Source organism: Ignavibacteriales bacterium (assembly GCA_016214905.1).
GTDB lineage: Bacteria > Bacteroidota > Ignavibacteria > UBA10030 > SZUA-254 > PNNN01.
In genome coordinates this window covers 715,839-728,902 of record JACRMQ010000007.1, presented here as the reverse complement: position 1 = coordinate 728,902, position 13,064 = coordinate 715,839, and the positions used below count along the sequence as shown (strand labels likewise).

The 13,064-nt window shown below is 41.9% G+C and carries 10 protein-coding genes; 7 read left to right on the top strand and 3 right to left on the bottom strand.

The features are described from left to right. Positions 1 to 10: 10 nt before the first annotated feature. From pruA to HZB59_10275, 3 genes are all read right to left on the bottom strand, one after another. A complete protein-coding gene (gene pruA, locus HZB59_10285) occupies positions 11 to 1,567 on the bottom strand; it encodes an L-glutamate gamma-semialdehyde dehydrogenase (GenBank protein MBI5021815.1) in 1,557 nt (518 codons plus the stop codon). Positions 1,568 to 1,624: 57 nt separating this feature from the next. Beyond that, positions 1,625 to 4,507 carry a serine hydrolase gene (locus HZB59_10280; GenBank protein MBI5021814.1) on the bottom strand — a complete coding sequence of 961 codons (2,883 nt, stop codon included), beginning with the start codon at positions 4,505 to 4,507 and terminating at the stop codon, positions 1,625 to 1,627. Between the two features lie 111 nt (positions 4,508 to 4,618). Next, entirely contained in the window at positions 4,619 to 5,554 is a 936-nt protein-coding gene (locus tag HZB59_10275) for a hypothetical protein (GenBank protein MBI5021813.1), read from the bottom strand. Positions 5,555 to 5,754: 200 nt separating this feature from the next. On the opposite strand from HZB59_10275, the gene HZB59_10270 reads away from it, so the two are divergent. The 7 genes from HZB59_10270 (at position 5,755) to pstA (ending at position 13,063) form a co-directional block, all read left to right on the top strand. After that, complete coding sequence (locus HZB59_10270; GenBank protein ID MBI5021812.1) at positions 5,755 to 6,198, top strand: hypothetical protein; 444 nt, start codon at positions 5,755 to 5,757, stop codon at positions 6,196 to 6,198. 36 nt (positions 6,199 to 6,234) lie between these two features. Further along, complete coding sequence (locus HZB59_10265; protein ID MBI5021811.1) at positions 6,235 to 6,912, top strand: response regulator transcription factor; 678 nt, start codon at positions 6,235 to 6,237, stop codon at positions 6,910 to 6,912. Between the two features lie 2 nt (positions 6,913 to 6,914). Beyond that, positions 6,915 to 8,351, top strand: a complete 1,437-nt coding sequence (locus HZB59_10260) for an ATP-binding protein (protein ID MBI5021810.1) — start codon at positions 6,915 to 6,917, stop codon at positions 8,349 to 8,351. A 137-nt stretch (positions 8,352 to 8,488) separates the two neighbouring features. Then, a complete protein-coding gene (locus HZB59_10255; GenBank protein ID MBI5021809.1) occupies positions 8,489 to 9,853 on the top strand; it encodes a hypothetical protein in 1,365 nt (454 codons plus the stop codon). 187 nt (positions 9,854 to 10,040) lie between these two features. Beyond that, the gene (locus tag HZB59_10250; GenBank protein ID MBI5021808.1) at positions 10,041 to 10,865 is read left to right on the top strand and encodes a phosphate ABC transporter substrate-binding protein; all 825 of its coding nucleotides are present in this window, start codon (positions 10,041 to 10,043) and stop codon (positions 10,863 to 10,865) included. A 261-nt stretch (positions 10,866 to 11,126) separates the two neighbouring features. Then, entirely contained in the window at positions 11,127 to 12,170 is a 1,044-nt protein-coding gene (gene pstC / locus HZB59_10245; GenBank protein ID MBI5021807.1) for a phosphate ABC transporter permease subunit PstC, read from the top strand. Next, on the top strand, positions 12,167 to 13,063 hold the full coding sequence (gene pstA, locus HZB59_10240; GenBank protein ID MBI5021806.1) for a phosphate ABC transporter permease PstA: 897 nt from the start codon (positions 12,167 to 12,169) through the stop codon (positions 13,061 to 13,063). Before pstC ends, pstA begins: the two co-directional genes overlap by 4 nt. Position 13,064 lies beyond the last annotated feature (1 nt).

The window sequence follows — 13,064 nt, the reverse complement described above, 5'->3', positions numbered from 1 at the left end:
CATGAAGAGTTTATTTAATTTTTGTCGCAATCGATTTTGCTTGTGTGAACAACCCCAAATAATCTTGTCCGCCTGCTTTTGAATCTGTTCCACTCATATTGAATCCGCCAAAAGGATGTGCGCCAACCATTGCGCCCGTGCATTTGCGATTGAGATACAGATTACCGCAATGGAATTCCTTTTTTGCACGCTCAATTTTCTTTTTATTTTTCGAATAAACCGCGCCGGTTAAACCGAACTCGGTATTATTCGCAATCTCGAGCGCGTGATCGAAATTCTTCGCTTTAATAACTGCAAGCACAGGTCCGAAAATTTCTTCCTGCGCTATAGTCGCGGTCGGTTCAACATCTGCTATTATTGTTGGGCGGAGGAAATACCCCTCGCCGGATGCACGATCGCCACCTGCTATTAAACGTCCCCCTTCTTTCTGAGCAATCTGGATATATTCCAACATTTTTTCCAATGATCCTTTATTAATGACGGGACCCATAAAGTTGCTCAAGATTTTTGATGGACCGACTGTGATTGACTCAGCTTTCGGCTTCAACATTTGTACAAATTTATCATAAACTTTCTCATCAACGATGGCACGTGAACATGCGGAACATTTTTGTCCCTGGAATCCGTACGCCGCAACTATAACACCTGCGGCGGCTTCTTCAAGATTCGCCTCGCTGTCAATTATAATTGCGTCCTTGCCGCCCATCTCTGCGACAACACGCTTCAGCCAGATTTGTCCGGGTTGAACCTTCGCTGCTTCCTGATAAATATGAATTCCGACTTCCTTTGATCCGGTGAATGAAACAAAGCGAACTTTAGGATGTTTCACTAAAGTATCACCGACAGCACCTCCGGGACCGGCGACAAAATTAATAACACCGGCAGGTATTCCGGTTTCCTCCATCACTTCCATAAATTTATAACCGATAAGCGGAGAATCACTTGATGGTTTTAGCACAACCGTATTTCCCGAAACAACTGCGGCAGTCGTCATACCCGCGAGAATAGCCATCGGAAAATTCCATGGTGGCACAACCAAACCGACACCGAGCGGGATATACTGAAGTTCGTCCTTCTCACCGGGGAGTTGAACTGCTGTTTTTGCATTTGCATAGCGTAACATTTCCCGGGCGTAGAATTCGAGGAAGTCAATCGCCTCGGCGGTATCGCCATCCGCTTCGGGCCAGGTTTTGCCGACTTCAAGAATCATCGCGGCATTAATTTCAAATCTACGCTTGCGCATTACCTTCGCCGCTTTAAAAAGATATTGTGCACGTTTCACTGGCGGAACCCATCGCCACTCTTCAAATTTCTTGAGTGCGATATCGAGCGCCTTGAGCGCGTCATCCGCAGTTCCTTTCTGGAACACACCTACAATCTGATTCGGATCGGATGGATTGAGAGAATTAAGTTTTGTAGTTGTAAACACTTTCTCACCACCGATTATGTTCGGATATTCTTTACCGAACTGCGATTCAAGTTTTGCTATTGCTTGTTCTTGTTTTTTCCGGTTAGCCGGTTTCGACCAATCGATATATGGTTCATTTTTAAATTTTGGGATTGACATAAGTTACTCCTAAGTAAAACGTTTCAAGATTTAAGATGCAGATAAATAAGAATTTTGTTAATAAATTGATTTCATAACAGTATCATGCACTTTCGGTCGAATTTGCATGATTTTGGGATTATTTCGCGTCGGATAAACACGATTGGTCAGTAATATAACAAAAATATTTTTCTCCGGCTCAACCCAAACAGATGTTCCGGTAAAACCGGTATGCCCGAAAGATTTCTCTCCAAATAAAGTACCTGCCGAACTATAACCGTTCATTGTTTTGGTATCCCAGCCAAGCGCGCGTGTGCTTTGTTTACCGTGCCGTGCTGTAAAAAGTTTTATTGTCTCAGGTTTTAAGAGTTGCTTGCCACCGTAATTTCCACCGTTCATTATCATCTGCAAAAATATTGATAGGTCGGTTGCAGTTGAGAACAATCCTGAGTGACCGGATATACCGCCCAGCGCGAACGCATTTTCATCGTGAACCTCACCCTGGATCAATCGTTTTCTGTAAACAGAATCGTATTCAGTCGGTGTGATCTTTCTCCAAATGGATGATGGGGGGTTGTATATTGTTGATGTCATACCTAAAGGTTTGAAGAAAACTGAATCGACATATTTATCCAGCGTTACACCGGAAATCTTTTCAACAATCTTTCCAAGCAGTATGAAATCGAAATCGCTGTAAATGGTTGAATCACCAGTTGGATAAATCGTTTCTGTCTGATAAACGGAATCCAAAACTTCCTCAGGCGATTTACATGTCAGGAACAATCTTTTAAAAGCGGGCAGTCCACCGTTGTGCAGAAGTAAATTTCTGATTGTTATTTTTTCTTTACCATTATTTCCGAATTCAGGGATATATTTCATCACCAAATCATCAAGTCGAATCTTTTCTTCATCATACAATCTCATGATTGCCGATGTGGTTGCAATAACTTTAGTTACCGATGCGATATCGTAGACAGTGGAGGCACTCACCTTAGCGCTTTTAGAATTAAACTCGAATGACCCGAACGATTTATTATAAACCACCGCGCCGTCTTTCGCCACCAGAAGCTGCCCGCCAGGGAAAGCATGATTTTGAATCGCATCAGTCATGATCGAATCGAGCCGGGCAAGACTATCACGAATCATTCCAACATTCTCCGGAATATCTTTCCTCAATATAGATTGGGATAAATTAATTCCGCTTCCGTATGAAAACAAATCGGGAATTGTCACGGGTAATTTCCCTTTCGTCGGGATTTCTCCGAATAACGCTTCGTTAACTGCTTCTGTTGAAACTTCGCAATCAGAATATGTACAAATAATAGCGTCTGCATTCGGGAATGCACCGACAACATACGGACTTCCTAACGCGATCAGCACCAACGGCTTACCAAGCTTATTGAGTGAATCGACAACGCCAATCAGATCCGGAGAAAATCCAAACGAACCGGAACCGGAACGCGCCTTGGAAAATACCGGACAAATAATCAAATCGGCATCATTTGCTTTTTTGAAGACTGAATTATAATCTAGTGAGTCACCCGACGGATTAATTTTGACAGTTTGTAAATTTGAATATCGCTTCTTTAGTTGCGCTGTGAAATAATCACCGACTGCTTCGTTCGGTGAAGTAGTTGAACTGCGATGAATCTCTGTCCGGTAATTATCTGCATCGGAAAGTACAACTTCGAGTATACGTTTTTCACCAAAACGCTCGAGCGGAAGAATTGAATCGTTCTTTAAAACAGTTATCGAATTTCTCGCAACCTGGCTCGATAGCGCGAGATGATCGGGGGTGGCAATAATTTCGGGAATTTTTTTCAAATCAACCAAACGGTTCACGGATAATCCCATCGACCATTTGTATTTTAAAATCTTTCGTGCGGATTCATTTATACGCGCTTCGGAAATCGTTCCTTTCTTAACAGCGTTTTCAATCGCATCTATCGCTTTTTCTTCATCGGGAAGAACAAGAAGGATATCCACACCTGCTTCGACGGCTTTAACAGCGGCGGAATCGGGTGTGAATCTATTCACTATAGCGCCCATATCAAGCGCATCTGTTACTACAAGTCCCTGAAATCCCAATTCCTTTTTTAAATGTCCTGTGATAATTGATGAAGATAATGTTGCCGGAATTTTTTTCGATTCAAGAGAAGGAACTTCGAGATGCGCAACCATTATAGACGATATTCCTTGATTGATCAATTGACGGAATGGAAATAATTCTATGCTGTCTAACCTTGTTTCGGTCTTATCGATAAAGGGAAGATCGAGATGCGAATCGGTTTGCGTATCGCCGTGCCCGGGGAAATGTTTCGCTGTAGCTATAACTCCGCCCGATTCCAGTCCTTTTGCAAATGCAGACGCCATATCGGCAACGAGATATTGATTTTCACCGAACGAGCGGGTGTTAATTACAGGATTGTTCGGATTATTATTTACATCGGCAACCGGCGCAAAAACCTGGTGCACACCGAGCGCTCGTGATTCTTTGCCTATTGCTTCACCTACTTTAAAAGCCAGAGCCCCATCCTGAGTCACTCCAATCGCCATTGCTTCGGGGAATCTTGTTCCTCTCCGAATACGCATCGCGCTCCCCCATTCGAAATCCGCACCGATCAACAACGGCACATGCGACATTTCCTGAAATCGGTTGATAAGAGTAGCAGTTTCATAAACATCGCCCTGAAAAAAAATCAATCCCCCCACTTTTTGCTCCTTCACCAATCGTTCGATACGTTTGAACTCGTCACTCCGGTCGCTGTAATAGTAACCATAAGCACGAGACATGATCATCTGAGAAATTTTTTCTCTTAACGTTAAACGATTCAAAGTCGATCCGATCCATTCATTCTCACTCATCGGTTTGACACTTGATACAGGAGCGCATCCCTGGATAAGAATCAATAATAAAAAGAAAAAAATAAAGATCGGGAATAAATTAGGGGAAATTTTCATCTGCAATTATGATAAATTGACACCCAATTTTAATCAAAAAAGAAGTGGAAAGCAAAAATACCTTACCGATAAATCTCGAATAATTCCCGGTAATCTCAGAGTGAAAAAATATTACTTGAACGCGTTCAATCCCATTATTGCAGCTCCGAAAGCGGCAGGAAATTTCGGTTTTTGGACGACAACATTCGGAAGAGAACTTATGATTTTTTCTCTTACCATTTTTGAATATGGTGTATCTGTTTCAAGCATTCCACCCATAAGTGCGACAGGAATTTTTTTCTTCGGACGTGATTGCATTATAAGAACTCTGACATGATCCATCAACTCGTTGGCATTCTTTACCAGAACAGAGCGTGCAACATGATCGAAAGCGGATGCCGCTTCACAAACTCGCGGCGCGAACGATGCGACATCCGCAGAACCGTGATATATTTTCTGAATAAGATCGTCAATTGTAGAAACCTGAAAATGATCCAGGGCTTTTTTAGTTAGCTCAGTTTTGTCTCCCCGATTATCGTGCTGACGCATAACCGCATTCAACGCGCCTCTGCCAACCGAGAATCCGCTTCCTTCGTCACCCAGAATTTTTCCCCAACCGCCCGTGCGTAATAGTTTTCCATCTTCCGTACGATAAAGCGCGATTGATCCCGTCCCTGCGATTATTATTATACCGGGACCTCCGGCAAATGCGGCCTCAAGTGCTATCCGGGCATCTGTCTCAACTGTGATGTTGTTGAGAGGAAATTTTTTCTTTACGGCAATGGATTGAAGCGAAGAAACCAAATTGGATCTGTCGGATGCTCTGCCTGCACCCGCGATTCCCATTACAACATTGTGAACAGAATCGGCTGTGCAAGCGGCTTGTTGACAACACTGGAAGATCAGATCAAATAGAATTTGAGATGATTCTTTAATTCCTATGGTTTGCAATTGAGTTGAGCCGGTCGATGCTTCCGAAACAACAGTCCCGTCAAAATTTACAAGCAATGCGTTGGTTTTAGTCCCGCCGCCGTCGATGCCGATTACATATTTTCTCAACTCACCCATCGGATTTATTGTTCTTTTCGCACGATTTCATAACAATTTTTATTTGTGTAAAAGTATATAAAAAGGATGTTATTTGCAAGAAGGTTGTGACGAATCTGATTTGGGAGATGGTGCTTATACGATTTTTAACATAGATATTTGAACTTAAACAGGACATTTACTAACTTGTACGCAAGGGTGCATACTGAAAAGGACAAACTATGGAATACCGTCATACACAATTTGGCGCTGTAATAATCGTAGCCGTTGGAATTGTCATCCTGGCAATTCTGGTTCATTCCCTGATCGGTGGATTGATTCACCCCATCGAAGCGGGAGTCGCGATCTTACTCCTGATTATGGTATTCCTCTTCGCGTCACTCACCGTAGAAATCAACCATGGAAATGTTACATGTTATTTCGGACCCGGACTTATCAGAAAAGAGATCAAGCTATCGGATATAACTGAGGTTCGATCTGTGACTAATTCCTGGCTCGCCGGATGGGGAATTCGGTGGATACCCGGGAAATATATGTTATGGAATGTGTCGGGCTTACAAGCTGTGGAACTGACATTGAAAAACGGTAAAAAGTTTCGCATAGGTACAGATGAACCGGAATTGCTTGCTCGAGCAATTCAATCTAATAAAATAACGAGCGCCTAACTGGCGACTCTTTTCAATCAGTAGATTTGCGCATTTATGCCAAAAACAATTTTAATAGTAGATGATGAAAAAGATATACTTGAGCTATTGAAGTATAATCTTCAAAAAGACGGATTCGATATTATGGTTGCCCGCAATGGAAACGAAGCGATTGCAAAAGCAAATCAAAAAACCGATTTGATCATTCTTGATGTGATGATGCCGGGATTAGACGGCTGGGAAATTGCCAGGCAGTTGAAGAAAAAAAGCCAGACATCGAAGATTCCGATAATATTTCTTACTGCTAAAGGTGCCGAAGCCGATGAAGTTCTCGGATTGGAGCTTGGAGCAGATGATTACATTGTAAAACCGATAAGTATTCCAAAACTGCTTGCCCGCATCAGAAATGTTTTCAGAAAATATGAGGAAAAAGAATCGAAGCTTACAACAATTAAAATCGGAGCGGTAGAAATATCTCCATTAGAACACACTATAAAAATTAACGGCGTTGAAATATTTTTCCCTAAAAAAGAATTTGAAGTATTGCGTTATCTTGCGTCTCACCCGAATCAGGTAGTGAGACGTGAAACCCTGCTTTCCGTGATTTGGGGAGATGATGTGCGTGTTGTAGAACGCACGGTCGACGTTCACATAAGGAAGATCCGTGAAAAATTGGATGCTCATGCAGATATTATCGAAACAATCAAGGGCGTCGGTTACCGTTTACGTGATTGATTATGACTATTAGAATAAAACTTATTTTACTTCTTCTGATTTTATCGACTGCAATCATTATTTCAATGGGGGTATTCTCCTCATTCTCCCTGGATAATTATTTCCGGGAGCGTTTGGTTACTGAAATGAAAATTCAATCGGAAGAAATTGAATATTTCATCAGAAGTTCTATTACAACCGATGAATCGGCTTATTCTACTCTTCAACAATTCGCATTATCAGCACATCTTAGATTGACGTTGATTACTGAAAAAGGATTGGTTGTTTTTGAATCAGAGCTCAGTCAAAATCAGTTAGCGGCTGTGGAGAATCATTCAGACCGGCCTGAAATCAAAGAGGCGAACGATAAATCGGTAGGTGTGAGCACACGGCACAGTTCGACCCTGAACACGGATATGTTATACTTGGCAAGGAAATTAGTGGCACCATTCCCCGCTCAAACCGGATATGTTGAAGTTATGTATATCCGACTGGGTATGCCATTGACCAGTGTTCAAGAAGTAATGAGCGACATTCACGGTAAAATTATTCTCGTTGGTCTAGTGATTCTGTTATTTGTGGGAGGAATAGCATTCATTATCTCACGACAAACTTCCCGACCAATCGAGCAGATGGCATTCTATTCGGAACAGATTAAAAACGGAAATTATGAAATAAGTTTACCACACTCCTCCACAAAAGAATTCAGTAAACTTGCCGAGACAATAAACGGGATGGTTGAAAAACTGAAGCAAGATATAGCTCAATTAAAAAAATTAGAGCGTGTTAGAAACGAATTTCTGGGAAATGTTTCCCACGAATTACGAACTCCTATATTTGCAATCCAGGGGATGCTGGAAACGCTGCTCAACGGAGCAATCGACGATAAGACAGTCAACCGCGATTTTATTGATCGGGCACTCCAGAACACCCTTCGGCTCAATACACTTCTTGCAGATCTAATCGAAATATCCAGAATAGAATCGGGTGAAATGAAAATGAGTTTCCGATATTTTGAGATAAACGATTTCTTAAAATCGATCGTCGCAGAATTTAATTCTTCTTTGCACCATCCTCAGATTCCAATCAATCTTGATTTACCATCTCATCCTACAGAAGTTTATGGCGACAAGGAAAGATTAAGACAGGCACTGATTAATTTGATAGATAACGCACTGAAATATAATGTTACAGGTGGATGGGTAAAAGTCAGGTACGAAAACCTCGCTTCTGCTGTCCGAATAATTGTTGAAGATTCGGGTGTCGGAATTCCAAAAGAAAATCTTCCCCGCATATTCGAACGGTTTTATCGCGTTGATAAAGAACGTTCCCGCGAGGCAGGCGGCACCGGACTTGGACTTGCAATCGTGAAACATATCATTGAAGCTCACGGGAGTAAAGTTGAAGTGCAAAGCGAGGTAGGAAAAGGCAGCACGTTTAGCTTTGTTCTTAAAACTTGATTCTTGATAGAGATTTTCAACATTTTTCCTCAAAACTCTTAACAATTTCATAACCTCGTCGTAACCTCCGCGTAATATCCATTCTCTATATTTGTATCGATGCTAATCAACATCTATTACAAATTATCGGAGATTTAATGAAACGAATAATCTTTATCATTTCACTTCTTATTGCAGTTTACCTAAAAGCTAAATCGCAGGATAGCTCTTCGGTTGCGACCAAAGACGAAGTTGCAGAAGTAAAGGGTGCAGTCGATGGAATAAATGAAACAGTTCTTGAGATGAAATCAGCTTTAGACGTGCTGAAGAAAATTAAAATCAGCGGCTATATACAGGCACAATATCAAGTTGCCGAATCGGCAAGTATTGGCTCTTATGCAGGTGGTAATTTTCCTCAGAATGTAAAATCACGTTTTCAAGTCAGACGTGGAAGATTCAAAATCAATTACGATAACGATCTCACACAATACGTTATTCAGTTGGATGTTACACAAAGTGGAGTGGGAATTAAGGATGCGTATGCTTCCATTAAAGAACCATGGTTAAAGGTGGCAACTTTTACCGCAGGTGTGTTCGACCGTCCGTTTGGATTTGAGATTTCATACTCTTCAAGTAATCGCGAAACTCCGGAGCGATCGCGATTGTTTCAAACTTTGTTTCCCGGCGAGCGAGAGCTTGGCGCAAAAATCGAGCTTGCACCTGAGAACGGACCTCTGAGTTATTTCAACCTCAAAGCCGGAGTTTTTAACGGTGTTTTAAATAATGCGAATGAAACCGACCGCCACAAAGATTTTATCGGAAGGGCGGGCTTTCAGCTTCCGTTCGATGAAGAAGGACTTGCTATCGACGGCGGTTTCTCGGTTTATGCAGGAGCGGTCACTGCAAATTCAAAAAAAATAAATGAGATTGATAATTCAAGTTCGAACAAAAAGTATAAAGTTGACTCCACTATAACGAATCTGGGTGATGGCTTCGACAGAAATTATTACGGATTCGATTTACAGCTTTACTACGATGTGCCTGTAATCGGCGGTGCTACACTACACGGCGAATATCTTTGGGGAACACAGCCCGGCACAGATAAATCAAGTTCTTTCTACAATCCGGATGCGGCAGGTTTGTCAGATGTAAAATCGATAATTGACGGAAAGAAAGTTACCGATCTTTATCTGAGAAATTTCAACGGGTGGTATATTAATTATGTCCAAAACATCGGATTGAAAAACCAGTTTATTGCGAAATATGATGTTTACATTCCGAATAAGGACGTCACCGCGAACGATATAGGCGCAGTTGGCAGTAACTTGAATGCAGGTGATATCAAATTCAGCACACTCGGTTTGGGCTGGATATATCATTGGGATTCGAATGTGAAATTTGTTCTTTACTACGATTGGGTGAAGAACGAGAAAGTTAATCCGCTTGCAACAAGCACATTGGCACCGTTCAAAAACGATTTGAAAGATAATGTTTTAACTTTAAGAATGCAGTACAAATTTTAAGAATTGATTTGTTTATAGAGAGAACAATGAGCAGAAAAAATCCGAAACACGAAATTCGAAATCCTAAACAAATTCTAAATCCTAATTCTTCAAAGAACAACGAATGCTTAGAATTTGATAATTCGGATTTGTTTAGAGTTTCGATATTAGAATTTGATATTTAATAAACTTATAGGAGACATATAAAATGATAAAAAACATATTAATCTTATTGACAGGTATAATTGCATTTGGTTTCTCGCAAAAAAATGAAACGATCACAGTAAAGGGATCCGATACGATGGTGATTATTGCTCAGAGGTGGGCTGAGTTGTATATGTCGAAACATCCCGATGTTACCGTGCAGGTAACGGGCGGTGGATCGGGTGTCGGTATCTCGGCGCTCATCAACGGCACAACGGATATTTGCAATGCCTCGCGACCGATGAAAAAATCTGAAAAAGAGAAACTAAAGCAGCGGTTCAATACCCTCGGTGTTGAAATAAAAGTGGCAAAAGATGGTCTTGCTATTTATGTGCGAGAAAATAATCCAGTGACTGAATTAACTCTTCAACAACTTAAAGATATTTACACAGGTAATATAACAAACTGGAAACAAGTTGGCGGACCTGATGCAAAAATAATTGTGTACGGACGGGAAAACAGTTCCGGCACTTATGTTTATTTCAAAGACAACGTTTTGGATAGCGAAGATTTTGCTCCATCGGTCCAAACGCTTCCCGGTACAGCCGCGGTGGTGAATGCAGTTTCGAAAGACAAATACGGTATTGGATACGGTGGTGAGGCATACGCAAAAGGAATTAACATTCTCAAAGTCAAAAAAGACGCCAACTCAACTGCGTATCCACCTACAGAAGAAAATGTGAAGTCGGGTGATTATCCTATCTCCCGCTACCTTTACATGTACACACGCAGCAGACCAACCGGCGTTATGAAAGAATACATCGATTGGATATTGAGCAAAGAAGGACAAGAGATTGTAACAAAGGTTGGATATTTTCCGGTGAAATAAAAGGATTAAGCGGTAGCCACAGATTTCAGTCCCGCGACTACCTCTTCAATTTCCCAATAAACCCCTCATTTCTTAACAATTTCTTAACATTGCAATAACCTGCCGGTAATCTTTATTATATAGATTGTTATGCAGGATAATAGTATACATCATAACATCATGTCGTAAAAAAACAAATTGCTTCTAAACAGAACACAAACGAACGGTATCTCAACTGATCGAAACACACGATCATCCGCCCATCATTATACCGCATCCAAAATTGTCGGCGGAAATATAAATCTGAAAAAACGTTTTCGTTTCGGTGAATTTATTGCTGAGAAAATAATCAAAGGCGTATCGTTCATTTCATTTGCAGTCATAGTTTTGATTTTTATATTTGTCTTCCGTGAAGCGGCGCCGATATTTTCACCCACCAAACAAACATCTACCACTAACACTGAATTAGTTCAGGAAACCTACGGCGAAGAATCATCTGCCGCAAGCGAGACTGTTACCGAGCAGAAAAATAAATCGGTGGAATCATCCGGCTCCGAAGGTGATGCGACTGCCAAGAATTTGCTCGGCAATGAGTGGCAGCCCGTTTCAGAAAATCCAAAATATGGATTGCTTCCGTTAATTGTCGGAAGTTTTAAAGTAACATTTATTGCAGTTCTTATAGGCGCACCGATAGCGATACTTGCCGCTTTGTACACATCGTTCTTCGCTCCGAGAAAACTAAGGGAATTCCTTAAACCGGCGATTGAATTTCTCTCCGGCTTCCCATCCGTTGTAATCGGATTTTTCGCGCTTGTTACGTTGGCAAGTTTATTCCAAAATCTTTTCGGATACCAGTACCGACTTAACGCGTTCGTCGGAGGTATTGCTCTCTCTCTTGCCGCCATACCGATTATTTACAGTGTGACGGAGGATGCTCTTTCGGCTGTTCCAAAATTTATGACCGAAGCGAGTCTGGCGCTGGGTGCAACCAAGTGGCAAACAGCGCTTTTCGTCGTTTTACCTGCGGCAACTCCGGGCGTGTTCGCTGCGCTTCTACTTGGTGTTGGACGCGCATTCGGCGAGACTATGATCGTTCTGATGGCAACTGGCAATGCCGCTTTGATGTCGATCGATTTCTTTGAACCAATTCGCACAATGTCGGCAACTATCGGCGCAGAGATGGCGGAGGTTGTCTTCGGCGATACACATTACAACGTTTTATTTTTCATCGGTTCTATCCTCTTCGTCTTTACATTTATATTGAATGCAGTCGCCGAGTTTTATGTCCGAAATAAACTCCAGAAGAAATTTCAGGGAACCGCATGAAAAAGAAAATTATCGGATGGATGTTTGTCTTTTCAACTGCCGCGGCAACCCTGCTGATCGTTTCAGTTATTGGTTTCATGTTGTTTGAAATCATCAGAGGCGGGTGGGGAAAGATATCCTGGGAATTTCTTACCGGCGCACCTGCTGAAGGTATGACGGCGGGCGGAATATTCCCCGCCATTATCGGTACTGTGTTGCTTGTTCTCATTATGTCGGTAGCGGCAGTTCCAATCGGGACGATCACCGCAATATATCTCAGTGAATATGCAAACCGTAATTCAATCTTCACAAAGCTGATACGCTTTGCGGTGAACACTCTCGCGGGAGTTCCTGCAATTGTTTTCGGACTTTTCGGACTTGGATTCTTTGTACAATTCGTGGGTGGTGGTATCGACAAATTTATTTCAGGAGACGCGCAGTTGCATTGGGGTCAGCCGAATATTCTCTGGGCAAGTCTTACCATGGCACTCTTAACACTTCCAGTTGTGATTGTTTCTGTTGAAGAATCGCTGCGGGCAGTTCCGAGAGATTTACGGGAAGGAAGTCTCGCGCTTGGCGCTACAAAATTTCAAACGATTATAAAAGTAGTTCTACCTAACGCATACACCGGAATTCTAACAGGTGCAATATTGGCAGTGGGTCGTGGCGCGGGCGAGGTAGCACCGATTCTATTTACCGGAGTTGCATATTTTCTGCCTCATCTTCCGTCGTCGCTATCAGATCAATTCATGCAGCTCGGCTACCACCTTTATGTGATGTCGACTCAATCCACAGATGTTGAAGCGACAATTGGTATCCAATACGCAACGGCTCTTGTTTTGCTTGCGTTAACGTTTCTTTTAAATTTTTCGACTGTATTTTTACGATACAGATTGCGGGCAAAAGCGATATAAG

What these genes read in the sequence shown, in the direction of transcription:
- HZB59_10265 (MBI5021811.1), top strand. Translation starts at nt 6,235, where the DNA reads ATGCCAAAAACAATTTTAATAGTAGATGATGAAAAAGATATACTTGAG.
- HZB59_10260 (MBI5021810.1), top strand. Translation starts at nt 6,915, where the DNA reads ATGACTATTAGAATAAAACTTATTTTACTTCTTCTGATTTTATCGACT.
- HZB59_10255 (MBI5021809.1), top strand. Translation starts at nt 8,489, where the DNA reads ATGAAACGAATAATCTTTATCATTTCACTTCTTATTGCAGTTTACCTA.
- HZB59_10270 (MBI5021812.1), top strand. Translation starts at nt 5,755, where the DNA reads ATGGAATACCGTCATACACAATTTGGCGCTGTAATAATCGTAGCCGTT.
- HZB59_10275 (MBI5021813.1), bottom strand. Translation starts at nt 5,554, where the DNA reads ATGGGTGAGTTGAGAAAATATGTAATCGGCATCGACGGCGGCGGGACT.
- HZB59_10280 (MBI5021814.1), bottom strand. Translation starts at nt 4,507, where the DNA reads ATGAAAATTTCCCCTAATTTATTCCCGATCTTTATTTTTTTCTTTTTA.
- pruA (MBI5021815.1), bottom strand. Translation starts at nt 1,567, where the DNA reads ATGTCAATCCCAAAATTTAAAAATGAACCATATATCGATTGGTCGAAA.
- pstA (MBI5021806.1), top strand. Translation starts at nt 12,167, where the DNA reads ATGAAAAAGAAAATTATCGGATGGATGTTTGTCTTTTCAACTGCCGCG.
- HZB59_10250 (MBI5021808.1), top strand. Translation starts at nt 10,041, where the DNA reads ATGATAAAAAACATATTAATCTTATTGACAGGTATAATTGCATTTGGT.